Below are 23,853 nucleotides of genomic sequence, written 5' to 3' on the forward strand. Positions count from 1 at the left end.
AGAGTGAGGGGTAAGCCGAGTGCCGATCAGGCAGCGTGGCCGACGCGGGAGGTGACGAACTGCGCGGTTTCGTATTCCGATTCCTGCACGTTGGTCATCTGCTTGAAGAGGTCGGCGACCAGGGTGTTGGTCTGCATGAAGTACTCGAGGATCTTCTGGATCAGGTCGCGGAAGATCTGGCTGTCGGCCAGGCCGACCTCGAGCTTTGCGAGCAACTCGGCGGCGTTGATCTGCATGTCGGCAATCACGATGGCGCCCACGCCCTGGCTGGTCTGGTTGGCGAACTGCAGGGTGTGCGACGCCTTGGTGGCGTAGCCCGCGCGGGTAGCCAGGGTGTCGGCGTTGCTGCTGGTCACCTTGCTGGCCGTCTTGGCGATGGCCTTGGCCACGTCATCCACGGCACTCTTGGCCGACTGCGCCAGCATCTTGATCATCTGCGGCAGTGCCTTGCTGATCGCGTCGGTCACGGCGCGGGTCACCGCCTTGGCCAGCTGCTGCACGGCCACGGTGCCCGCCACGCGCTTGGTGAGCACGACCGCGGCGATGATCAGTGCGGCAACGACGATGACGCCGAGCACGTCCTTGATCTTGTCGACGAAGGCAGAGGAGACGCCGAGCTTGGTCAGCACGTCCCCCATCACATTGCCCACCGCCTTCACCAGCTCCATCACCAGCTTCATGATGGGCTCCATGATCTTGCCCATGATGTTCAGCCCCAGCTCTTCGCCGATGGCGAGGGCCAGGCCGATCCCGGCCAGCACCATGCTGGCGCCACCGGTGAAGGGTGCTGCGACGACAGCGACCACGGTGACGACCCAGCCAATGATCTTGCCGATGCAGCCCATTTTCTTCTGCGCCGCCTCTGCCTTGGCCAGTTCGTCCTGGTATTCCTGCGAGCGACGCAGGTTCTCGGCTTCGCGCAGGCGCAGGACTTCCTGGACCAGGCGGGTGTCGGCTTCCAGCTTGGCGTCGTTGGCCTTACCGATGATTTCCTGCAGCACGGCCAGCAGTTCGCTCAGGGCAGCGGCATTGGTACGGGCTTTCTCATCGCCGCGGACACTTACGCTGCCATTCGGGTCCAGTTTGTCAGCCTGGCTCTTGAAGTCTTCCAGATCGGCCAGCGCCTTGTTCAGCGCGTTCGAGGCCTGGACGAGGGTACTGATGCCATCGTCCACCCGCGTCTGAGCTTCGGCGGCCTTGCCCTTGGCGGTTTCCAGCTGTGCGCGAAGTGCCTCCTGGTCTTCCGGCAGAGCTTCGGCCAGTGCCTTCTCCAGCCGCTTCACTTCGGCTTCGGCCTCCTTCAGCGCCTCGGCCGCAGCAAGCAGCTCGCCCTCAGCCGCTCCCATGTCGGCCATGGCCCCGTCTACCACTTCCTGCGCCAGGCGAATGGCCTCGGCCAGCTCCTGCGCGCTCGCGGCGCGCTGGGCCAGGCGCTGCTTCACCAGTTCCAGCTGCGAGGACAGGCTGCGGGAGTTTTCGGTGGTGACCAGTTCGCTGAGCTGCATGGCGAGCAGGGTCATCGCCGCTTCCGGCGTCATGCGCGGCGGGGTGGTGCCGGTCGCCTGGGCCTGGGCCTGCACGGCGGCGCGCACCAGGCGCTGCATGTCCGCCCTGCGCAATACCGGCGCATTCGGGTTGGGTGCTTCCGCCTCAGCGCTGCTGCTGTTGCTGTCACCGGCTGCCTTGGCCAGCAACTCCAGCACTTTGCGGTCGATGGCTTCGACCTGCTGCAGCGGGGCCGAGCCAAAGCCGGCGGCGATGGAAGGCGCGTCGTCGCGTGCAGCGGTCTTGCCGGTGAAGGCCAGCGGCGTGTGGCTGGCGGAAGCGGTGATGATCATGCGGAATCGGTGTCCTCTGTGGAATCGGGAGGGGCGGTGCCGTTACTGGCCAGCGCCTGCAGGTAGACCTTGGCCCGCGCAAGCAGGTCCGGATCGGTGGAACGCAGCTGCACGGTTTCGAAGCAGCCCTTGGCCAGGGTCAACTTGCCCATGGCCAGGTGGCACTGGCCGACATGCAGCATCGGCCGTTCGTCGCCCTTGAGCAGTGCGTAGGCCAGCGCATACATGTCGATGGCCTTGGCGTAGTCCTTCTTCATCTGCAGCACCGCGGCCAGGCCGAGTGCGTAGTCGCCGTTGTAGAAGTCGTACAGGTACAGGAAGCGGAAGAACGTTTCGGCTTCGTCCAGGCGACCGTCGGTGTAGAAACGGTGCGCATAGGCGTAGACGCTTTCCAGCAGGTCATCGCTGACCCCCTTCAGATCCTTGATTGCGGCACCGCTCTGGGCGCCTTCGAACAACAACTGGGCCAGTTCGTCCAGCTGGGCCTGTTGGGTCTGGGAATCGGTGGGGGCGTCGTGGGCTTGGGTCATGGTGGGTTACCGGTTGGGGCCGACGGCGCTGCAGGACACGCACAGTCTGGCGGGGATGCGAAGGGGGGACTTTCGGGTTTCCCTCATTCCGCGGACGGGCGCGGCGGGGTGCCGTCAAGCGGGGGTGTCGATTCCGGCGCGTTCTCGCCGTCGTGACCGGAATCTGGTGGCGGCGGCGCGTTGTTGCGTTCGATGTCCTTCAGCCACAGCAGGATCCGGGTGATCGGCGCAGTGAGGTCGGCCGGCACGAACTGGTAGCGGCGGGTCTTGAAGAACACCGCGCGTGCGACCGGAATGTCGCGAACGACCGGAATGCCCCACTTTTCAGCCAGTGCGATGACCTTGCGTGCGCGGTTGCCGCGCTCGCGCAGGGAGACGAACTGCAGGCCGGGGTAGTCCGGATGGATGAAGATGCCCACCGCGATGTGGGTGGGGTTGGCCAGGATCAGCGAGGAGCCGGCGATGTCGGCCTGGGTCTGGCCGGACAGCTCTTCGCCGATCTGGCGGCGGCGCTGCTTGATTTCCGGATTGCCGTTGTGGTCCTTGTGCTCTTGCTTGACCTCGTGCTTCTCCATGCGCATCTCGCGGATGTACAGCCGGTATTCGATGAAGGCGGCGGCAAACACGATCGGCGACAAGACGGCCAGCAGCAGCGCGGTGCTGCGCCAGCCCACGCTGTGCCACAGCGCACCGGCCGCCTTGTCGGGCATCTGCACCTGGGCAAACAGGCTGGGCGCGAACAGGTTCCAGGCCAGCACCACGAACACCAGGCCGGCCAGCAGGTACAGGGTGGCGCTGACCACGCCCTTGACGGTCTTGAGCGAGAACAGGTTCTTGAAGCCGGAGATGGGGTTCACCCGGGCCAGGTCGATGCGCACCGCTTCGGCCGCGATCACGCCCCGGCTCTGCACCAATGAGATCAGCACCGCCGCCACGATGGCGGCAACCCCCACCGGCACGGCAATCCACAGGAACGCCTGGGTGGCCTGCCAGGCGGCCTCGGCCGGGGTCAGGCTGAAGCCGCGCACGGCCATGCCACGATAGAACCCCTGCAGCGCCTGGGTGGAGGTCATGGTGGCCAGCGCGACCAGCCCGGCCACCAGCACCGCCAGGCCGGCCAGGTCGCGGCTGACGTAACTCTTGCCCTTCTTGGATTCCTTGAGCAGGCGGTGCGGTGTCGGCTTCTCGGTCTTCACTTCGGCAGCTCCAGCAGCAGCTGCAGCGCGTCGGTGCTGTCGCGGATCAGCGGCACCTGGGTGATGATGGTCGGCATCAGGTAGAACAGCAGCGCGATGAAGGCGATGAACGACTTGATCGCCAGCGACAGCGAGAACGGGTTCATCTGCTGGGAGAAGCGCGACAGCGTGCCGAGCAGGACTTCGACCAGGAACAACAGCAGCAGCACCGGCAGTGCCATGCGCGCCGCGCCGGCCAGCAGGGTGCCGGCGAAGTTCTGCAGACGCGCCAGGTCGAGGGTGAAGCCGCTGCCCATCGGAATCAGCTGGTAGCTGTCCTGCAGCACTTCGAGCAGCACGATCATGCCGTCGGTGGCCAGGAACACCACCACGCTCATCAGCTGCAGCAGGTTGGACAGCTCGGTGGCTTCCATGCCGCTGACCGGGTCGAGCATGGCGCCGATGCCGGCGCCGCGCTGGTTGTCGACGATCGCGCCCATGCCGTGGAAGATGTGGAACGGCAGCGCCACCACCAGGCCGATCGCGGTGCCGATCAGCACTTCGCGCAGCACCACGCCGGCCATGGACAGGATGTCTGGCGGGATCGCGGCACCGGCGGTGGACGGCCACAGGCCGATCACCACCATCACCGCGATCACCGACCGGGTCATCTTGGCCGGCATCACGCCCGGCGACAGGTACGGAATCCAGACCAGGCAGGCGCCGATCCGGGCCATGCCGAGCAGCGCCGGCAGGCCGTGGTCGCGCGCCAGCGCGACCAGTTCGGTGTCGAGCGGGGAAAGCTGCACTTCCCTACCCGTTCAGCGCGGTGTGCAGCGCGAGCCGTGCGTAGTCCAGCATGCGCGCGCTCATCCAGGTCATCAGCACCAGCAGGCAGGCGATCACCGCCAGCAGCTTGGCACCGTAGGGAAGGGTCTGCTCCTGCAGCTGGGTGACGGTCTGGAACAGACCGATGGCCAGGCCGACGATGGTGGCCACCGCGACGGGAGCGGCGGACAGCAGCAGGATCAGCATCAGGCTTTTGTTGCCCATGAACATGATGGAATCCATGGCTACATCGGCACGTCGAGATACTGGCGGACCAGGCCCTGCGAGAGCAGGCTCCAGCCGTCCATCGCCACGAACAGGATCAGCTTGATCGGCGCGGAAATGGTCACCGGACTCATCATCATCATGCCGAGCGACAGCAGCACGCTGGAGACCACCAGATCGATCACCACGAACGGGAGGTACAGGTAGAAGCCGATACGGAAGGCATCCTTCAGCTCGCTCAACGCATAGGTGGGCATCAGCGCGAACAGCGAACGCTCATGCGGCTCCAGGTCGGGCACCGGCATGCCGGGCTCGACGTGCCGCGCGCGCTCGAAGAACTTCAGCAGTTCCGGGTCGGAATACGTGGCCAGGTAGACCTTGTAGCCGTCGAGGCTGCTTTCCAGGAAGGTGACCACGGCGGCCACCGAATTGAGCGGCGCGTCCAGCGCGAGGTAGGCGTCGTACATGTTCTGCACGATCGGCTGCATGACGTAGAAGGCCAGCATCAGCGCCAGCGCGTTGAGCACCATGTTCGAGGGCACCTGCTGCAGGCCGAGCCCGTTGCGCAGCAGCACGAACACCACCGAGAACTTGAGGTAGCAGGTACCGGCCGCGATCAGGAACGGAAGCATCGCGGCCATCGACATGACCGCGATCAGCGAGATGTCGTTGTTGACGAAGTTCATGGCAGCACGAGCGCCTGCGCCAGCTGTATGCCCAGCTGGTCGCCGACCTGGACCAGTTCGCCGCGGGCGATGAGCTGGCCGTTGACGCGCAGCTGCAGGTGCTTCCAGGCGTCGTCGGGCAGGTTGAACACGGTGCCCGGCTGCAGTGCGTCGAGCTCGCCGATGGCGTGCTGCAGCTGGCACAGCACCACGTCCACGGCAACCGGCAGGCGCCGGATGTCGATGCCGTGTGTGGTTTCGGCGCTGGCTGCGGCGGTGGCGGAAGCGGCGGCGATGTCGGTGCCGCCGTCGTCGTCGTCGAGGAAATCGAAGGGTGTATTCACGGAAATGGTCTCAAGGGTGAAGTCGAAGGAGTACAGGCGGCGCTGCGCATGGCGCGCGACCGGCTGCAACTGGTCGAGCAGCAGCACCGCGCCTGGTGCCAGGCTGCGCAGGCGGTGCATGGACAGGTGCAGGCGTGCGATGGCCAGCTCCACCGGCACGCGCAGCGCCAGGGTGGCGGGGGCGAGCGCGGCGCCGGCGTCGCAGTCGGCGCGTTCGATCCAGGCCAGGCCCTGCGCCGTTTCCAGGCAGGGGTGCGGGCCGCTGCCCAGCGCCAGCGCGCTCACCGGGATCACTTCGCGCAGGGTGACGGTCGCGCCGTGGAACGGTGCGGCGGCAATTTCGAGCAGCGGCTGGTCGGGCAACCAGCAGTCCACTGCGCTGCGGTCGACCAGTTCCGACCAGGCGAAGCCGGCCATGGCCGGCAGCATCGCCGGGCACCACTGCTCTGCCGGCACCGCCAGGCGCAGGTCGCCGCCACGGCCGCTGACGTCGAAGCGCAGCATCGCGCCGCGCGCCGGCAACGGGTGCCACGCCGGGGTGATGCCCGCGCGTGCGCACGCGGCGGCGATGGCAGCCTGCGCTACTGCAGACGGGGTCAGGGCCGGAAACGGCCAGCGCGTTGCGTTCATGCGTGGCCCTGGTCGCCGCGACGCTGGCGACGCTCGTCGGTGGCGGTGTCGGTGCTGTCCACGGCGATCTGCAGTTCAACGCCGGCCGGGGCCGCGGCCGCAGACAGCGCCTGCCCCACCCGCGCCGACGACGGCTGCATGTGCAGGCGACCGCCGTCCAGCCGCGCCTTGACCGAATGCCCGGCGCCCCAGCTGCTGAAGGACACCTGGATCTGGCTGGCCGCTTCTGCACGCTGGACCATGGCGGTCTGCAGGGCCTCGGCCTGGCGCACCGCGCGCACCTGCTGGCGGGTGCCGACGTTGGCGTCGGCGCGGCGCGCGTCGGCCAGCGATTGGCTGTCGGCACCGGTCTCTGACTGCGTCGCGGTCGAGGTGGGGGCGGTGATCGCCGCCGGCGGCGCTGCGGCGTCGCTGCGGGTTGGCTTGTCGTCGGACGGCGACTGCGCTGCTGCGGGGGCCGCTTGGCCGGGCTTCGCACCTGCACCCTGCATCGGCGCGGATACCGGCTGGCTGCGCGCGGCGGACGCAGGCGAAACAGCGGATGCCTGAGCGGCGACTGCAGCAGGGACGCGGTGTGTCGGCGTCGCGGGGCGTGGTGCCTGGACGGTCGTCGACGCGGCATCGCTGGCCACTGCCGTGGCGGGCGCACTCGCTGCATCGCCCTGCACCACGGCAACGGCGGGCGTGAGCGGCTGAGCGGTTGCGATGGCTGGATTCGCAGACGGGGGGGCAGTCACGGCAGGCGAAGTCGACGGCGGAACCGCAACCGAACCCGAAGATGTGTTTGCACCATCGGACATCGGCACCGTGCCCTGCACCACCTTCGGCATCGCTGGCTGCGCAGGAATGCCCGGCCGCAGGCGCGGCGCCGGGGTGTCCAGCATGGAGATCGGGACCTGCAACGTCACCGTGGGCAACGCGCCCGCCAACAGCGGCGCGCCCGAAGACGCGCCGGCAGCGCTGCGCTCGCCGTCATCACGTCGGGTCATGGCCTCACGCGCAACCGCAGCCGCAGCGTCGTCAGGCGTAGGCGGCAGGTCCAGATCCACCGGCGCGACATCCGCCAGCGTGGCCTCGAACGCCTCCTGCGGGCGGCTCTGCGGCTGGCGTGCCTGCACGCGTTCGCTCAGCGGCACCGGCTGTACGGGGCCCACTGCGGCAACGGCAGCCTGAGCGTCTTGAATGTTCAGCGACATGTGTATTCCTCTTGGATCTGGCGGTCCTGGCGGCGCAGGCGCGCCTTGCGGTGGTGCTGGTCGAGGTGTGCGCCGACGGCCTGCAGCCGGCGTGCGCGTGATTGGTTGCCGGCGGCGGCCTGGCGCAGCCGCTGTTCCTGTTCGCGGGCCTCGACCGCCTGTTCCTGCAGGTGGCCGGCACGCAGCTCGCACTCCAGGACGTGTGCACGCGCGATGGCGACACCGCGCAGCCGTTCGAACAGACGCTGCCGGTCCAGTCCGGGCTCTTCGCCCAGCTGCGCCTGCTGCAGGCGTTCGTCGGCGGCGCTGCGCAGGCTCTTCGCCTCGCGGTCGTGGTGAGCGGCCTGCGTGGCCTGGCCCTGCGCGTCGCGCCGCAGGCGCTGCGCACGGTGTTCCAGCAGCGTGGCCAGGCGCGCGGGGTCAGCGGGCGAGCGCATCGAGCGCCTCCAGCGCGGCGTCCATCGCCACCGGTTCGTGCAGCGGCTGGCGCAGGAACGCCAGCAGCCGGGGTTCGCGCGCGATGGCGTCGTCCTGTTCCGGCTGCACGCCCGGGCGGTACTCGCCGATGTCGCGCAGCAGCTGCAGGTCGTCGAGCCGGCCCATCACCGCACGCACGCGGGTGGCCGCAGCCGCCTGGCGCTCGGTGGCCAGCTGCGGATACAGGCGGCTGGCGCTGCGCAGCACGTCGATGGCCGGGAAGTGACCGCGCTGGGCCAGCCGAGGGCTGAGGTACACATGCCCGTCCAGCAGCGACTTGACCTCTTCGCCGACCGGGTCGGGGTCGGCGTCGTCTTCGAGCAGCACCGTGTAGAACGCGGTGATGCTGCCGCACTGCGCGTTGCCCGGCCGTTCGACCAGGCGCGGCAGCGCTTCGAATACGGAGGCCGGGAAACCCCGGCGTGCGGGCGGTTCGCCGGCCGACAGCGCCACGTCGCGCAGCGCGCGTGCGTAGCGGGTAGCCGAGTCCATCACCAGCAGCACGCGGCTTCCCTGGTCGCGGAAGTACTCGGCAACGCGGGTGGCGACCATGGCGGCGTTGACCCGCGTGGCCGGCGACGAATCGGAGGTGGCCTGCACGATGATGGTGCGCGCGGCGGCCGGGCCGTTGCGGATGGCGTCGACGAACGACGCCACTTCACGGCCGCGCTCGCCCACCAGCGCCACGACGCGCACGTCGCAGTCCGCGTGGCCCAGCAGCATTTCCACCAGCGTGGTCTTGCCGCAGCCGGCGGCCGCGAAAATGCCCATGCGCTGGCCTTCGCCTACGGTGAGCAGTGCGTCGAGCGCGCGGATGCCGGTGGCGAACGGCACCTGGATCGCGCGGCGCTGGCGGTAATCCAGCGGTGCCGCCTGCACTGGCGCGGGCACGCCCGCCGTCTCCAGCGGGTCGCCGTCGCGCAGCCGTTCCACCACCTCGCCGAAGCCGTCCAGCACGCAGCCGAGCAGATGCGTGCCCAGCGCCACCTGCAGCGGTTGGCCGGTCGCCGCCACCACGACGTCGGCCGCCAGCCGCACCGGCGCGCCGATCAGCGCCAGGGTGGCCACGCCGTGGTCGACCCGGGTCACCACGCCATGGGTCAGCACGCGGTCGTCGCAGGCCGAACGGCGCACGTGGCAGTGCTCGCCCACGGCCACGTCCGCCAACGGCACGCGCAGTTCGCCTGCGCGCATCGCCAACGGGGTGGCACAGGGCCGCCAGCAGGGCACGGCCGTTGTCACCGCAGCAGCGCCTGCAGTTCGAGCACGCGGGCGTGGGAGCCTTCGATCGCCGAGGCCAGCAGGCTGGACTCTTGGCGGCAGTCGGGCTGCAGCGCGCCGCCTACCAGGCAGCCTTCGTCCAACTGGCGCAGCGCCAGGCAGCCGTTGGCGAAGTGGGCCGCCGGCGACGACAGCGCGGCCAGCAGTTCATCGGCGCGGTTGCTGAAACGGTCGGCCGGCGAGGTGTCCAGCCGCCCCCACAGGTAGACCATGTCGTCGACCGGGTCGAGCAGCAGCTCGCCCACGTCGGCAAAGCCCATCACCACGGAGGAATGGGTGTCGAACTGGAAGCGCGACGGGTCGCAGCCCAGCTCCTGGAGGGCGGCGTTGAGGGTGTCCAGCAGGGAGGTCATATGCTTCTCATCACATCAAGGGTGACCGTGTCGGAGATCTCGGCAAACGAGAGCACCGGGGTCGCGGGAAGGCGGTTTTCAATGAAGCGTTTGACGAAGCGGCGGATGTCCGGCGCGACCATCAGCACCACGTCGGGACGGCGCGCGGTGATTTCGCCGACATGCAGCGCGAAGCGGTCCATCAGTTCGCCGGACTCGGCCGGCTCGAGGTTCAGGTAGGCCGCGCCCTGGCTCTGGCGGATGCCGGCGCGGATCTGGTCTTCGACCGGGCTGGACACCAGGATCGCGGGGATGCGTCCGTCGCGGGCGAAGCGCGCGGAGATGTAGCGCGCCAGCGCGCCACGCACGTGTTCGACCAGCAGGATCACGTCCTTCTCGCGCTGGCCCCACTGCGCGAGGGTTTCCAGCACGACCTTCATGTTGCGGATGGAGACGTCTTCGCGCAGCAGGCGCTGCAGCACTTCGGCCACGCGCTGGATCGGCATGTGCCGGTAGGTTTCCTTGACCAGCTCGGGGAAGCGCTTTTCCAGCGCGTCCAGCACATGCTTGGCTTCCTGGATGCCGAACAGCTCGCCGACGTTGCGCAGCACTGCGCCATGCACCAGCCGGCGCAGTTCTTCATAGTCGCTGGACACCTCGCAGCCCAGCGCGCGCACGTCCTGGTGGGCCTCGGCCAGCACCCAGCGCGCACTGCCGCCGTCGTGCGGCACCACCAGGCCCATGTCCAGCGCCTCCAGTTCGTCCTGTCGGCCCCAGACCCGCACATGCCCGCTTACCACGTGCGCGCTGGCCGCCGGGATCTCGTTGATCAGCACCTTTACTTCGTGGTCCTTCACCGGTTCATGGCTGCGCAGCACCAGCGGCGCCAGCTGCATGCCGGTGTTGAGGAACGCGTCGTGGCGCAGCTGCTCTTCCCACTGCCCGGCGACGCCCGCTTCATGCAGCGGCGGCGGCATCAGCAGGATCAGCGGCAGGGTTTCGCTGGTCAGGCGCGCGGCGGTTGCATCGCCCTGCCCGGCCGGCGCACCGGCAGCCCCGGCCCCAGTGCCTGCAGCGGCGTCGCGTTCCGCGGTCGCGCCACGGCGCAGGCGCCACACCAGCATCGCGGCCAGGCCGACCGCCAGGCCGGCGAACACCGGCAGCGGGAAGCCTGGCAGCAGGCCCAGCAGCAGCACCAGCACCGCACCGGTGCCGAGCACCAGGTTGCTGTTGAACAGTTCGCCCAGGATGTTGGCGCCGAGGTTGTTGCTCTCGCCGCTGACCCGGGTGACGATGAAGCCGGCGCTGATGCAGATCAGCAGCGCGGGGATCTGCGCGACCAGGCCGTCGCCGATGGTCAGCAGGGTGAAGGTGTTGAGGGCCTGCGAGAACGCCATGCCATGTTGCAGCATGCCGACGGCGATGCCGCCGAACAGGTTCACGAACACGATCACGATGCCGGCGATGGCGTCGCCCTTCACGAACTTCATGGCGCCGTCGTAGGAGCCATACAACTGGCTTTCACGCTCCACGTCGCGGCGGCGGCGCTGCGCTTCTTCGGAGGTGATGGCTTCGGCGCGCAGGTCGGCGTCGATGCTCATCTGCTTGCCGGGCATGCCGTCCAGCGAGAAGCGTGCCACCACTTCACCGATACGCTCCGAGCCCTTGGTGATGACGATGAACTGGACCAAGGTGATGATCGCGAAGATCACCGCACCGACCACCAGGTTGTCGCCGACCACGAAATCGCCGAAGGCGCTGATGACCTGGCCGGCATCGGCGTCGAGCAGGATCAGGCGGCTGGTGCTGACCGACAGTGCCAGCCGCATCAGCGTGGTGAACAGCAGCACCGAGGGGAACGTGGAGAAACTGAGGATGCGTTCGACATAGAACGAGCTCAGGAAGATCACGATCGCCACGGCCATGTTCAGGCCGATCAGGAGGTCGACCAGGAAGGTCGGCAGCGGGATGATCAGCATCGCCACGATCACCGCCATCAGCACCACCAGCGCCAGTTCCGGGCGCAGCACGCCACGCGCGCGGGCGGCAAAGCCCGTCGTGGACGGGTTGGTCACGCTGTTCATACGTTCACCCCTGCGACGTGGCTGGCCTGCCAGCGTTCGCGCTTCATGCTTTCCACCACCACGACCTCCAGGGACTGCACCGCGCGTTCGCGCGCCACGTCATCGCTCCACACCGCGTCGGGCAGGCCGCCCAATGCGCGTCGCAATGCCTGCACCAGCCGGGCGCGCTCCGGCGCCGACAGCGCCACGCGCGCATCGGCCAGCGGGCCGGCAAACAGTCCGGCCCAGTCCTGCAGGCCGCGCACCACGTCCAGCAGGCCGCCGATCACCGCTTCGGCGGTGGTGGACAGCCGCGCCAGCAGGCGGTCGCGGGTGGCTTCCTGGACCAGCAGCTGGTCGGTGGAGCGCAGCACGGCCAGGTTGCGCACCTGGCGCAGCAGGCGGCCGAATTCCAGGTGCGAGGCACTGGGGTCGAGCGAATACATGTCCGCGCCCAGCGCCTGTTCCATGAAGTCGACCACCTGGGCGCGACGTTCGAAGCCGTACAGCGCGATCCAGCCGGCGTACTCGCCCACGCAGTCCTGGTGGTTGCCGATGAAGTCGCGGTAGCTCTGGCGCAGCGCGCGAGCGGAGAACTGGCTGCCGCGCGCGGCCAGGCGCGCCTTGACCGCGACATTCACGCCGCCGCGCAGGGCGGCACCCTGCCCCAGCGCCGCCTGTTCGGCCAGCAGCTGCTCCATCGCCTGCTGCAGCAGCTCGCGGACCTCCTCAAGTTCGTCATCGGCCAGCAGCGAACGCAGCACGGCCAGCATGTCGCTGGGATCCGGGAAGAACTGCTTGAGCAGGGCGAGCAGCTGAACCGGGCTGCGCATGCCGTCGAGCAGCGCGCGCAGGTTGCTGACCTTGCCGTACACCTCGTCGTCCAGCACATGGTCGATCCAGGCCTGCGACTCGCTGCTGCCGCTGGTCTGCTGGCCGTCGCGGCGGCGCTGCAGCGAGGCAACGAGCGCGCCGAGGTCATCCTGCATGGACAACGCCGTGCTGAGCATGCCCGGGCGCGACGGCTTGCCCGAGGCGGCCGTGATGTCGCGCGATGCGTCGTCGCGGTCGCCCTGCGCGGTGGCCTGGCGCGGCGTGATCGGCAGCGGTGCGGTCTGCGGTCGATTAATGGCCGGCAGTGCCATGCGCGCCCTCCACAGCGTTGAAGCCCGGGTGCAGTGCGCGGAACGTGTCGTGCACGGCTTCGCCTACGCCGGGGCCGTAGACCTCCGGCATGCGGTACGTGTCCACCGGGTCGCTGCCGTTGAGCAGGCGCGGCTGGATCAGGAACACGCGCACCAGGTTTTCGGCGGACTGGCTGTCCTGTCCGAACAGCCTGCCCACGCCGGGAATGCGGCGCAGCCCGGGAATACCGGCATGGCCGACGTCGGACTGGCTGCGGGTGTAGCCACCCACCAGCAGGCTCAGCTCCTGCGGCACACGCGCGACGGTGTCGATCACGGTGCGGTTGACCAGCGGCAGGGTGTCCACCAGGCGGCTGGTATCGGCAGTACCATCTTCGATCTTCAGCTGCATTTCCACTTCGTTGCTGCTGGAAATGCGCGGCCGCACGCTGATGAGCGTGCCGTAGGTCACCGGCTCCAGCGAGGTGGCGCGCTCGCCGACCAGCTGGGCGTAGAAGGTCTGGTTGCTGTCGAAGTAGGCCGGGATGTTTTCCTGGGTCAGCAGCACCGGGCGCGAGACGATGTGCGCGTCGCCCTTGCTGGCCATGGCCTGCACCGAGGCGAGGAAACGGGTGCCGTCCAGCGTGCTGACCGAACCGGACTGGTTGATGCCGATCTTGAGCCGGTTGCCGACGTTGATGCCGCCGCTCCAGGTGACGCCGAGGCGGTCGAGCTGGGTCTTGCGGATGTCGATGATCCACAGCGAGAGTTCAATCTGCTTGCGCGGCACGTCCAGTTCACCGACCAGGCGCTTGACCTGTTCGATCTGGGCCAGGGTGCCGCGCACGATCAGGCTGTTGGTTTCGGCGTAGGCCATGATCACCGCCGGCGACGGGCCGACCGGCACGTTGCCGACACGCTGCGTCTCCGCAGCCGGCGCGGGCGTGGCGGGCAGCAGTTCCTCGGTGATGCTGGCCGGGTCGACCGGCAGCGAAGGCTGCTTGACCACGGCACCGAAATCGCCGAGCTGCAGCACGCCGGCCAGCACGTCGGCCATGCCCGGCAGCGAGGTTTCGGCGGTGCGCAGGCCGAAGCGGCGGCCATTGACGAAGCTGTGCTCCAGCTTGAGCACTTCCACATGGTGCGGGCTGGCGTCGGCGCCTTCGTACAGGTCGTCGAGGTAGCGCGCTGCGTTGAGCACGATATCCACGTACACCGGCGGTCCGGCCACGTAGAACGTGCCGTCGGCGCCGCCCCCGCGCACCGGATAGCGCGCATCCGAGAGCCGTGCCTTGCGCAGGAAGTCGGCCAGGGTGGCCACCGAGGTCGAGCGCAGGCGGCCGACCGCGTTCTTCTGCTCGCTGGCGTCGTACACATAGATCGAGGTGCTGTCGCTGTACCAGACCAGGCCCAGCTCGGCGGTGACCTTTGCCAGCGTGTCGAACGGGCGGGCCAGGTCGAAGCTGCCGGACACCTTTTTCTTGTGGGCCTTCGGGCTGATCACCACGGCCTGGCGCGCGCGCGCGCCGATCGCATTGAGCAGGTGGTCGGCGCTGTCGGCGCGTGACACGAAGCCGGTGGCATGCGGCAGGTCGGCGCGGTCGGAAATCGCGGTGCCTTCCAACGGGGTCTGCGCCAGTGCAGGCGCGCTGACGAACAGCAACAACAGGAACAACGACAGGGAACGCATGGATCACTCGTTGGGCGTCGGAACGGCCCGGTAGACGGAAAGGGGAGAACAGCCGATCAGCGACTTCACGTCGGTGCAGAAATGCGACAGCGACGCGTAGCCGTGGTCGGCCGCGAGGTAGGTGAACGAGCGCGCACGCCCGGGATAGGCGAGCAGCGCCCGCGCGGCGCGCTGGATGCGCAGCTCGCGCTTGAGCGGGCGGCCCAGCACCTGGCGGCAGCGCCGGTGGAACTGGGCCGAGGACAGCCCGTAACGCTCGGCCAGCGCAGCGACCGTGCTTTCGCCGCCTTCCTCGAGCAGGAAGCGCATCAGTCCGTAGCTTTCGCTGCGGGCCAGGTGGCGAAGCAGGCAGGCGGCCGGGGGGTCTTCGTCCTGCCCGGCGCCGCGCGCCAACTGGCCGATCAACCACGCAGCCGCCACGTCCGGCACGTCCAGCGCGGCCGGCACCGCCCAGCACAGCGGCGGCGGCTCGGCGACCGGGCGCTGCACGCCGGAGGCGTGGTCGTAGTGGGCCAGCGCGCGGGCCATGCCACTGCCCGCCAGCGCCACCGCCTGCAGCCCGGTGCCACGCGGCAAAGGCAGGCCGGCCAGCAATAGACGCTCACCGGCCGCGAGTTGCACACGCTGGCCACCGGCGCTGATCGGGACCGGCGCCTGCCCTACATTGACGATGACGTGCATCCGACCCCTCCCTTCAACAAGGGCTGCATGGTGAAGACGGGGTGGGGGCAAGGCTTTACAAGAAGTTAGAAAGCCGACGCGAGTTGGGGTATTTGTATCGGTCCCGCTCAGACAGTTGCGCGTTCGCGCCACCAGGAATCGATCCCATGACACCGCTGCTCGGCATCCACCACGTCGCCCTGATATGCGCCGATTACGACAGATCGCGCGATTTCTACGTGCGCATCCTCGGCCTGACGGTGAAGGCCGAGCACCATCGCGCCGCGCGCGCCTCGTGGAAACTGGACCTGGCGCTGCCCGACGGCGGGCAGCTGGAGCTGTTCTCGTTCCCTGCGCCGCCGCCCCGGCCCAGCCGCCCGGAGGCGCAGGGCCTGCGCCACCTGGCGTTCCGGGTGAAGGCGCTGGAGCCGATGATCGAGCGCCTGGCCGCTGAGGGCGTGGCCTGCGAACCGATCCGCACCGATGAGTACACCGGCCAGCGTTTCACCTTCTTCGCCGACCCCGACGGGCTGCCACTGGAACTCTATGAAGTCAACTGAATAGGTTGTAGTCGACGAAAAACTTCCGTTCCGTACCAGAGCGAATGGGTATACAGTCCAGCTGTCCCGGCCGAGCGCCGGCATCCACGTACATCCCTGGGAGGGGAAACATGCGCAAGACGTTCAAGACCCTGCTGCTGGCGCTGCCGTTGGTGATGGCCGCACTGTCCGCTTCGGCCGCCGACAGCCCGGTAGGCCGCTGGAAGACCATCGACGACAAGACCGGCCAGGTGAAGTCGATCGTGGAGATCACCCAGGCCACCAACGGCACCCTCAGCGGCAAAGTGGTGGAAGTGCTGAAGTCGGACAAGGGCCCGAACCCGGTCTGCGACGACTGCAGCGGCGCCAACAAGGGCAAGCCGGTCAAGGGCATGACCATCCTGTGGAACCTCAAGCCGGACGGCGACCACAAGTGGGCCGGCGGCACCGTGCTGGACCCGGCCAACGGCAAGACCTACAAGTCCAAGGTGGAACTGCACCAGGGCGGCAAGAAGCTGGACATGTCCGGCTGCGTGGCCTTCATCTGCCGCGCCCAGACCTGGGTCCGCGAGTAAGCGCAAACCCCGCAGGATCAAGCACATGGGGCCGCAGCGGGTTGACCGCTGCGGCCCTTCGTCTTTGCGGGGAGCATGCGATAATCCCGCGTTCCCCCGGCACCCACGCAGACCATGACCCGCACCGCTCTCGTCACCACCGCCCTGCCCTACGCCAACGGCCCGCTGCACCTGGGCCACCTGGTCGGCTACATCCAGGCTGACATCTGGGTGCGCGCGCGGCGAATGAGCGGCGGCAAGACCTGGTTCGTGTGCGCCGACGACACCCACGGCACCCCGATCATGCTGGCCGCGGAAAAGGCCGGGGTGACCCCGGAGGCGTTCATCGCCAACATCCAGGCCAGCCACGAGCGCGATTTCGCCGCGTTCGGTGTCGCATTCGACCACTACGACTCGACCAATTCGGCCGGCAACAAGGCGCTGACCGAAGCGTTCTACCTCAAGCTCGAGGCGGAAGGCCACATCACGCGCCGTTCGGTGGCCCAGTTCTACGACCCGGCCAAGGGCATGTTCCTGCCCGACCGCTACATCAAGGGCATCTGCCCGAACTGCGGCACGCCCGACCAGTACGGCGACAACTGCGAAGTGTGCGGCGCCACCTATGCGCCGACCGAGCTGAAGGACCCGCGTTCGGTGATTTCCGGTGCGACCCCGGAAATCCGCGATTCGGAGCACTTCTTCTTTGAAGTGGGCCGCTTCGAGAGCTTCCTGCGCGAGTGGCTGGCCGGCGACGTGGCCCTGCCCGGCGTGAAGGCCAAGCTGGGCGAGTGGCTCAATGCCGAAGGCGGCCTGCGCGCGTGGGACATCTCGCGCGATGCGCCCTACTTCGGCTTCCAGATTCCCGGCCACCCGGGCAAGTACTTCTACGTGTGGCTGGACGCGCCGATCGGCTACCTGTCCAGCTTCCAGGCGCTGTGCGCGAAGACCGGCGAAGACTTCGACGCGCACCTGCGCGCCGGCACCAGCACCGAGCTGCACCACTTCATCGGCAAGGACATCGTGAACTTCCACGGCCTGTTCTGGCCGGCGGTGCTGCACGGCACCGGCCACCGCGCGCCGACCCGCCTGCACGTCAACGGTTACCTGACCGTGGACGGCGCCAAGATGTCCAAGTCGCGCGGTACTTTCGTGATGGCCCGTACCTTCCTGGACGCCGGGCTGGAGCCGGAGGCGCTGCGCTACTACTTCGCCGCCAAGTCCTCCGGCGGCGTGGACGACCTGGACCTGAACCTGGGCGACTTCATCGCGCGGGTCAATGCCGACCTGGTCGGCAAGTTCGTCAACCTGGCCAGCCGCTGCGCCGGCTTCATCAGCAAGCGCTTCGACGGCCGCCTGGCCGACGCGCTGCCCGATGCCGCCCAGTACGACCGCTTCGTCGCGGCGCTGGCACCGGTGCGCGAAGCCTATGAGCGCAATGATCCAGCCGCCGCGCTGCGCCTGACCATGGCGCTGGCCGACGAAGCCAACCGCTACATCGACGAGCAGAAGCCGTGGGTGATCGCCAAGCAGGACGGCGCCGACGCGCAGCTGCAGTCGGTCTGCACCCAGGGCCTGAACCTGTTCCGGGTGCTGGTCACCGCGCTCAAGCCGGTGCTGCCGGCCACCGCCGCGCAGGCCGAGGCCTTCCTGGCCGCGCCGGTGCAGCGCTGGACCGACATCGCCTCGCCGCTGCTGGCCCACACCATCGCCGTGTACAGCCCGCTGTTCACCCGTATCGACCCGAAAATGATTGACGCCATGACCGACGCTTCCAAGGACACCCTCGCCGCCCCCGCGCCTGCCGCCCCGGTCAAGCCGGCCAAGCCGGCAGCGCCCGCCGCTGCACCGGCCGCCGCGCCCTCTGCCGCCGCTGCCGAAGGCCCGGCCTACATCGGCATCGACGACTTCGCCAAGCTCGACCTGCGTATCGGCAAGGTGCTGGCCTGCGAATTCGTGGACGGCTCTGACAAGCTGCTGCGCTTCGAACTGGACGCCGGCGACCTCGGCACGCGCCAGATCTTCTCCGGCATCCGCGCCAGCTACGGCGAGCCGGAAAAGCTGGTCGGCCGCAGCGTGGTGTTCATCGCCAACCTGGCCCCGCGCAAGATGCGCTTCGGCCTGAGCGAAGGCATGATCCTGTCGGCCGGTTTCGACGGTGGCGCGCTGGCGCTGCTGGACGCCGACAGCAGCGCGCTGCCGGGCATGCCGGTCCGGTAACACCGTGGAACTGGCGCTGTTCGACTTCGACAACACCATTACCGACTGCGACACCTATGCGCGTTTCCTGCGCCGGGTGGCCACGCCGGAACAACTGGCGCATGCCTGGTGGAAGGTCGGACCATGGCTGCTGGCGTATCGGCTGAAACTGATCTCGGCCGAGCGCATCCGCGCGCGCGTCACCTGGCTGGTGATGCGCGGCCGCCATGGCGACGACATCGCCGCCCAGGCCGCCGGCTTCGCGCGGGACGTGCTGCCGGGCGTGGTGCATCCAAAGATGCTCGAGCAGATCCGCTGGCACCAGCAGCAGCGCCACACCGTGGTGGTGGTGTCCGGTTCGCTGGACCTGTATCTGCGCCCGTGGTGCGAAAGCATGGGCGTGGAGATGCTGTGCAATCGGCTCGAGGGCAAGGAAGGGCGGCTGACCGGCCGCTACGCCGACGGCGACCTGGGCCCGCGCAAGGCCGAACGGATCCGCAGCCGCTACGACCTGTCGCGCTACCTGCGCATCCACGCCTACGGCGACAGCCGCGAAGACCGCCCGATGCTGGCCCTCGCGCATGAGCGCTGGTATCGCGGCAAGCTGCTGAAATGATCGCTCTTGTCGAACGCCTCGACCGGTTGCTGCCGCAGACCCAGTGCGGGCAATGCGGCTTCGACGGCTGTCGCCCGTATGCCGAGGCGATGGCGCGCGGCGACGCGGGCGTGGACCATTGCCCGCCCGGTGGCGATGCCGGCGCGCGCGCATTGGCGAAGGTGCTGGGCGTGCCGGCCCTGCCCTACGACCGCAGCCGCGGCCAGCACCTGCCCGCGCAGGTGGCGCGGGTGGTGGAGGCCGACTGCATCGGCTGCACCAAGTGCATCCAGGCGTGTCCGGTGGATGCGATCGTAGGCGGTGCCAAGTACATGCACACGGTGAATGCCGACCTGTGCACCGGGTGCGAGTTGTGCATTCCACCGTGTCCGGTGGATTGCATCGAGCTGGTACCCACGGATCACGTCAGGGCAGCGCAGCCGTAACCACGATTTCGACCTTCCAGTCCGCGTCGGCCAGCTTCGCTTCCACGGTGGCGCGGGCCGGGGTCATGCCGGGCACCACCCATTCGTCCCACGCGGCGTTCATGCCTGCGAAATCGGCCATGTCGGCCAGGAAAATCTCGGCGCGCAGCACGTGCTGCTTGTCGCTGGCCACCAGTGCCAGCAGCTTGTCGATCTCCTCCAGCACCTGGCGGGTCTGGCCGGTGATGTCCTGGCTGGTGTCTTCGGGGATCTGCCCGGAGAGGTAGGCGACCTTGTTGTGCACGGTCATCTCGGACATGCGCGGACCGACATCGTAGCGTTCGATCATGGCGTGGACTCCTCTGTGATGGTGCGGCCATTGTCGCCGATGCCGCCACACCGCGCACACGCACCCCGCTTGGCAACGGCGGGCCGGAAGCGCACGATTCCCCGGCAAGGCACGGTGTCGTGCCGGAACCCGCTGCCTCGATGACCGATTCCGTCACTGCCCCTTCGTCCCGCCTCGGCTGGCGCCGCGCGGCGACCATCCTCTTCAGCCTGGGGATCCTGGCACTGGCCCTGCGTGGCCTGGCCAATGAGTTCGACGATCACGGTTACCGTGCCATTCGCGACGCATTCCACCCGCTCGGCGCCGGCCAGATCGCGCTGGCGGTGGTGCTGGGGCTGGCCAGCTACGCCTGCCTGATCGGGTTCGATGCGATCGGCCTGCGCCGCAGCGGCAAACGCCTGCATCCGGCGCGCGTGGGCATCACCGCCTTCCTGGCACACACGCTGGGCCAAACCCTGGGATTTGCCGCGCTCACCGGCGGCGCGGTGCGCCTGCGCGGCTACGGCGGTGCCGGGCTGAGCCTGGCCGAGATCGGCCAGGTGGTGCTGATGAGCACGCTGGGCTTCGTGTTCGGCGCCTGGTTGCTGCTGGCGCTGGCGTTCCTGCTCGAACCCGGTGCGGCGGCGCTGGCGCTGCCGGTGTCCGCGCAGGTGGTACGCGTGCTGGGGGGCGTCGCGCTGCTGGCGTATGTGGGCACCGTGCTGCTGGTCGGCCGCGACGGACGCACCTTCCACATCCGCGGGCACGCGCTGTGGCTGCCGGACCGCCGCACCATGCTCGGGGTCACCGCGCTCAGCGTGGTCGAGCTGGTGCTCGCCAGCGCCGCGTTCTACGTGCTGTTGCCGATGGATACCCCGACCGGCCTGCCTGGCTTTGTGGGGCTGTACCTGGTGGCGGTGCTGGCCGGGCTGATCTCCAGCGTGCCGGCCGGGCTGGGCGTGTTCGAGTGGAGCCTGCTCAAGCTGCTGCCGCAGGTGGCACCGGCCGCCGTGCTGGCGGCCGCCCTGATCTACCGCGTCACCTACTACGTGCTGCCGCTGCTGCTGGCCACGCTGCTGGCGGTGGTGCCGGCGCTGCGTCGGCCGCTCAAGGTGGGCGCGGGTGCCACCCGCGCCGGCTGGACCGCGCTGCGTCCGTGGCTGCCGCAGATCATCGCGCTGGCGGTGTTCAGCGTGGGCGCGGCGCTGGTGATCGACGGCACCCTGCCGACGCCGCGCCGGCACCTGCTGCACGCCTCGCTGCCGATCCTGGAAACCTCGCACCTGCTCGGCAGCCTGGCCGGCGTGGTGCTGCTGCTGATCGGCCAGGGCCTGCAGCGCCGCAGCCATGCGGCGTGGGTGCTGGCCTTGGCGATCTGCGTGATCGCGCCGCTGCCGATCTGGCTGCGCGGCGGCCAGGTGCTGATCGCGCTGGCCTCGGTGCTGGTGGCGATGGCGCTGTGGGCCTCGCGCCGCGAGTTCTACCGCCAGGGCGCGCTGCTGGACGAAGCATGGTCGTGGCCGTGGATCCGCAACCTGGGGTTGGTGCTGGTGGCGGTGATCTGGCTGCTGTTCTTCGTGTACAGCCACGTGGAGTACCAGAACGAGTTGTGGTGGCAGTTCGCCGCACAGGGCAACGCGCCACGTGCGCTGCGCGCACTGCTGGTGGTGGCGATCGCGCTGGCCATCTTCGGATTGGCGCGACTGCTGCACAGCACGCGCACACCGTTGCCGGCGGCTGACGGCGCCACCCTGGAGGCGCTTGCGCCGATCCTGCAGGAAGCGCAGGACACCCAGGCCTGCCTCGTGCTCACCGCCGACAAGGCGGTCCTGCGCGACGCGGCCGGGCACGGCTTCGTGATGATGCAGCGCTATGGCGGTTCGCTGATCGCAATGGGCGACCCGGTGGGACCGCCGGAGGTGGCCCGCGCATTGATCTGGCGCTTCCGCGAGGAAGCCGACCGGCTCGGCCTGCGCCCGGTGTTCTACCAGGTCGGCGAAGCGTATTGGCAGACGTACCTGGATCTGGGCCTGACCCTGGTCAAGCTGGGCGAGGAAGCGATGGTGCCGCTGCAGGACTTCGGGCTGGAGGGCCGTGAGCGCGCCGACCTGCGCCAGGCCTGGAACCGCGGCAAGCGCGGCGGACTCAGCTTCCGCGTGGTGCCGCCAGCCGAGGTACCGGCGTTGATTCCCGCACTGGCGGTGGTCTCGCAGCAGTGGCTGGACGACAAGGCCGGCGACGAAAAGGGCTTCTCGCTGGGCAGTTTCGATCCAGCCTACCTGGCCCGCTTTCCGGTCGCCGTGGTGGAAGCGGAAGGACGCATCGTGGCCTTCGCCAACCTGTGGCAGGCCCCGGCCGGCCATGAGCTGTCGGTGGACCTGATGCGGCACGTGGACGACGCGCCCAAAGGGACGATGGATTTCCTGTTCATCGAGCTGTTCCGGTGGGGCCGCGAAAACGGCTTCCACCGTTTCTCGCTGGGCATGGCGCCGCTGTCGGGCCTGGCCCAGCACCGGCTGGCCGGTCGCTGGAACCGCTTCGCCAATGTCGTGGCCCGCCACGGCGAGCGCTTCTACGGCTTCAGCGGGCTGCGCCGCTTCAAGTCAAAGTTCGCCCCGCAGTGGCGCGCCCGCTACCTGGCCGCACCCGGTGGCATGCACCTGCCGGCAGCGCTGCTGGATGCAACGCGCCTGATCTCGCTCTCGCCCCGCAAAGGGTAGAGCCGGGCCCTGCCCGGCTGCCCTGCCCGGCTAACGCGGCGAACCTGCTCCCGTAGCGCCGGGCGCTGCCCGGCCAAGATGCTCAAGCAGCGTCTTCGCCAAACGGTCATAGTCGCCCTTGAAATGATGATCGCCGGGCAGCGCGATCACCGTTGCATGCCCCTTCGGCAGCTCCGGGCACAGCGCGTCCCCGTCGTTCTCGCCATACAGGCACAGCGTGCGGCCGGTCGGAAGCTTCGCGATTTCGGGCGCGATCGGCAGTCCACCGCCGCCACCGCCCAGCCAGTTGCTGACATGGAATTCGTAGTCGGCCTTGCGACCCACCGACATCAACCCGATCAGCGCCACCGCGTCGCGCGTGGCCGGATCCAGCTGGTTGATCGCCGCCGGCAGTACATCCGCGCCCTGCGAGAAGCCGACCAGCAGCAGGCGCTTGCGCTGCCACTGCCGACCGTAATGCTGCGCGATGCGTTCCAGGTCGCGGGCAAAGCCTTCGGGGGTGCGCGCGGTCCAGAAGTAGCGCAGCGAGTCCACGCCGACTACCGGGATGCCGCCCTCGCTCAGCGCGGCCGCCACGTCCTTGTCCAGACCGGCCCAGCCGCCATCGCCGGAGACGAAGATGGCCAGCGTGTCGCCCGGCGTGCGCGAGGGCACTTCCACCACCGGCAACCCCTTCAGGTCGTCCGGCGGCGGCGCCAGGCTGATGCCCTTCTGCGCACCGATCACCTGCACGGCGGCCTGCAGGCCCGGCAGGTCGGAGCCACTGGCGGTGCGCTGGAACTGACGCCCCATGTCCACGCGGCGCACGAACGCGGCGGCATCGCCGGCCGCGCAGTGGTGGTCGCCGGCGGCGTTCAACCACGGAAAACTCAATTCGGCCGGCTGCAGGCGGCCATGGCTGACACCGGCGCCACAGACCGCGCGTTCGCGCGCCTGGTCCGGGCAGAAGCCGGTGGTGACCAGGCCGGCGAAGATCTGGGTATCGGCCTGCGCGGCCACTGCATAGGCCAGCTCGGCGCCGCTGCCGTCGCCACCGATCAGCGGCAGATGGTAGCCGGGCACATGCAGGTAGGCCTGCACCCAGCGCGAGAAGTTTTCCACGTCGCCCGCACCGAACGCGCAGCTGCCGCCGCTTTCCGCCGCCAGTGCCTTGCGCAGGCGGGCTACATCCACCTGCGCGACCAGCGCGCCCTGCGCACGCAGCGTTTCCAGGCGCTGCTGCGAACGCGCGGCGTCGTGGCCGCCATCGAACCAGATCACCACGCGCTGCGGGTGGCCGTCCGGGGCATGGATCGTGATGTCCTGGAAGCGTCCGTGACTGACCTGCTGCGGTGCCGCCGAGGCCGGCAGCGCGCCCAACAACGAGGCCATGCCCATCACCACGCCCACTGCCCTGCCCACACTGGCTCGCCGCATCGTCACGCATCCTGGAAAAGTG

General features: G+C 68.9%; 22 protein-coding genes and 1 pseudogene. 6 read left to right on the top strand and 17 right to left on the bottom strand.

Annotated elements, in window-relative coordinates:
• Positions 1–26: 26 nt before the first annotated feature.
• From sctE to PDM28_RS13690, 15 genes and pseudogenes are all read right to left on the bottom strand, one after another.
• Complete coding sequence (gene sctE, locus PDM28_RS13620) at positions 27–1,838, bottom strand: type III secretion system translocon subunit SseC family protein (RefSeq protein ID WP_311182441.1); 1,812 nt, start codon at positions 1,836–1,838, stop codon at positions 27–29.
• Positions 1,835–2,368, bottom strand: coding sequence for a SycD/LcrH family type III secretion system chaperone (locus PDM28_RS13625; protein ID WP_102944448.1), 534 nt, complete (start codon positions 2,366–2,368; stop codon positions 1,835–1,837). The genes sctE and PDM28_RS13625 overlap by 4 nt, the downstream gene beginning before the upstream one ends.
• 83 nt (positions 2,369–2,451) lie before the next feature.
• A complete protein-coding gene (locus tag PDM28_RS13630; RefSeq protein WP_311182442.1) occupies positions 2,452–3,564 on the bottom strand; it encodes an EscU/YscU/HrcU family type III secretion system export apparatus switch protein in 1,113 nt (370 codons plus the stop codon).
• Positions 3,561–4,352: a type III secretion system export apparatus subunit SctT gene (gene sctT / locus PDM28_RS13635; RefSeq protein WP_311182443.1), complete on the bottom strand. Its 792-nt coding sequence runs from the start codon at positions 4,350–4,352 to the stop codon at positions 3,561–3,563. Before sctT ends, PDM28_RS13630 begins: the two co-directional genes overlap by 4 nt.
• Positions 4,353–4,356: 4 nt before the next feature.
• Positions 4,357–4,602, bottom strand: a complete 246-nt coding sequence (gene sctS / locus PDM28_RS13640; RefSeq protein WP_343236712.1) for a type III secretion system export apparatus subunit SctS — start codon at positions 4,600–4,602, stop codon at positions 4,357–4,359.
• A gap of 14 nt (positions 4,603–4,616) precedes the next feature.
• Positions 4,617–5,264, bottom strand: a pseudogene (locus tag PDM28_RS13645) (EscR/YscR/HrcR family type III secretion system export apparatus protein); the annotation flags it as partial.
• Between the two features lie 14 nt (positions 5,265–5,278).
• The gene (locus PDM28_RS13650; RefSeq protein ID WP_311182445.1) at positions 5,279–6,235 is read right to left on the bottom strand and encodes a FliM/FliN family flagellar motor switch protein; all 957 of its coding nucleotides are present in this window, start codon (positions 6,233–6,235) and stop codon (positions 5,279–5,281) included.
• The gene (locus tag PDM28_RS13655) at positions 6,232–7,431 is read right to left on the bottom strand and encodes a SpaN/EivJ family type III secretion system needle length determinant (RefSeq protein WP_311182446.1); all 1,200 of its coding nucleotides are present in this window, start codon (positions 7,429–7,431) and stop codon (positions 6,232–6,234) included. Before PDM28_RS13655 ends, PDM28_RS13650 begins: the two co-directional genes overlap by 4 nt.
• The gene (locus tag PDM28_RS13660; protein ID WP_311182447.1) at positions 7,422–7,868 is read right to left on the bottom strand and encodes a hypothetical protein; all 447 of its coding nucleotides are present in this window, start codon (positions 7,866–7,868) and stop codon (positions 7,422–7,424) included. The genes PDM28_RS13655 and PDM28_RS13660 overlap by 10 nt, the downstream gene beginning before the upstream one ends.
• Positions 7,852–9,102: a FliI/YscN family ATPase gene (locus PDM28_RS13665; protein WP_311184695.1), complete on the bottom strand. Its 1,251-nt coding sequence runs from the start codon at positions 9,100–9,102 to the stop codon at positions 7,852–7,854. The genes PDM28_RS13660 and PDM28_RS13665 overlap by 17 nt, the downstream gene beginning before the upstream one ends.
• A 44-nt stretch (positions 9,103–9,146) precedes the next feature.
• Positions 9,147–9,542 (bottom strand): InvB/SpaK family type III secretion system chaperone, encoded by a 396-nt coding sequence (locus PDM28_RS13670; protein WP_311182448.1) that lies wholly within the window; start codon positions 9,540–9,542, stop codon positions 9,147–9,149.
• Positions 9,539–11,605: an EscV/YscV/HrcV family type III secretion system export apparatus protein gene (locus PDM28_RS13675; protein WP_102944438.1), complete on the bottom strand. Its 2,067-nt coding sequence runs from the start codon at positions 11,603–11,605 to the stop codon at positions 9,539–9,541. Before PDM28_RS13675 ends, PDM28_RS13670 begins: the two co-directional genes overlap by 4 nt.
• Positions 11,602–12,729, bottom strand: coding sequence for a type III secretion system gatekeeper subunit SctW (gene sctW, locus PDM28_RS13680; protein WP_102944437.1), 1,128 nt, complete (start codon positions 12,727–12,729; stop codon positions 11,602–11,604). Before sctW ends, PDM28_RS13675 begins: the two co-directional genes overlap by 4 nt.
• A complete protein-coding gene (gene sctC / locus PDM28_RS13685) occupies positions 12,710–14,398 on the bottom strand; it encodes a type III secretion system outer membrane ring subunit SctC (protein WP_311182449.1) in 1,689 nt (562 codons plus the stop codon). The genes sctW and sctC overlap by 20 nt, the downstream gene beginning before the upstream one ends.
• Before the next feature lie 3 nt (positions 14,399–14,401).
• Positions 14,402–15,079 carry a helix-turn-helix domain-containing protein gene (locus PDM28_RS13690; RefSeq protein ID WP_311182450.1) on the bottom strand — a complete coding sequence of 226 codons (678 nt, stop codon included), beginning with the start codon at positions 15,077–15,079 and terminating at the stop codon, positions 14,402–14,404.
• Positions 15,080–15,225: 146 nt separating this feature from the next.
• On the opposite strand from PDM28_RS13690, the gene gloA2 reads away from it, so the two are divergent.
• The 5 genes from gloA2 to rnfB all read left to right on the top strand — a co-directional run bounded on the left by gloA2 (position 15,226) and on the right by rnfB (position 19,388).
• Complete coding sequence (gene gloA2 / locus PDM28_RS13695) at positions 15,226–15,618, top strand: SMU1112c/YaeR family gloxylase I-like metalloprotein (RefSeq protein ID WP_311182451.1); 393 nt, start codon at positions 15,226–15,228, stop codon at positions 15,616–15,618.
• 110 nt (positions 15,619–15,728) lie between these two features.
• On the top strand, positions 15,729–16,172 hold the full coding sequence (locus PDM28_RS13700) for a DUF2147 domain-containing protein (RefSeq protein ID WP_102944433.1): 444 nt from the start codon (positions 15,729–15,731) through the stop codon (positions 16,170–16,172).
• Between the two features lie 114 nt (positions 16,173–16,286).
• Positions 16,287–18,368, top strand: a complete 2,082-nt coding sequence (gene metG / locus PDM28_RS13705; RefSeq protein WP_311182452.1) for a methionine--tRNA ligase — start codon at positions 16,287–16,289, stop codon at positions 18,366–18,368.
• 4 nt (positions 18,369–18,372) lie between these two features.
• On the top strand, positions 18,373–18,963 hold the full coding sequence (locus tag PDM28_RS13710) for an HAD family hydrolase (protein WP_311182453.1): 591 nt from the start codon (positions 18,373–18,375) through the stop codon (positions 18,961–18,963).
• Positions 18,960–19,388: an Rnf electron transport complex subunit RnfB gene (rnfB, locus tag PDM28_RS13715; RefSeq protein WP_311182454.1), complete on the top strand. Its 429-nt coding sequence runs from the start codon at positions 18,960–18,962 to the stop codon at positions 19,386–19,388. Before PDM28_RS13710 ends, rnfB begins: the two co-directional genes overlap by 4 nt.
• Here rnfB and PDM28_RS13720 read toward each other — a convergent pair.
• Positions 19,369–19,716 (bottom strand): RidA family protein, encoded by a 348-nt coding sequence (locus PDM28_RS13720; protein ID WP_070206876.1) that lies wholly within the window; start codon positions 19,714–19,716, stop codon positions 19,369–19,371. The two genes, rnfB and PDM28_RS13720, sit on opposite strands and share 20 nt — an antisense overlap.
• Positions 19,717–19,856: 140 nt before the next feature.
• On the opposite strand from PDM28_RS13720, the gene mprF reads away from it, so the two are divergent.
• Positions 19,857–22,415, top strand: a complete 2,559-nt coding sequence (gene mprF / locus PDM28_RS13725; RefSeq protein ID WP_311182455.1) for a bifunctional lysylphosphatidylglycerol flippase/synthetase MprF — start codon at positions 19,857–19,859, stop codon at positions 22,413–22,415.
• A 30-nt stretch (positions 22,416–22,445) separates the two neighbouring features.
• Here mprF and PDM28_RS13730 read toward each other — a convergent pair whose 3' ends face one another.
• The gene (locus PDM28_RS13730) at positions 22,446–23,831 is read right to left on the bottom strand and encodes a virulence factor family protein (protein WP_311182456.1); all 1,386 of its coding nucleotides are present in this window, start codon (positions 23,829–23,831) and stop codon (positions 22,446–22,448) included.
• Positions 23,832–23,853 lie beyond the last annotated feature (22 nt).

The sequence above is a fragment of the Stenotrophomonas aracearum genome, assembly GCF_031834615.1.
GTDB classification, from domain to species: Bacteria; Pseudomonadota; Gammaproteobacteria; order Xanthomonadales; family Xanthomonadaceae; genus Stenotrophomonas; species Stenotrophomonas aracearum.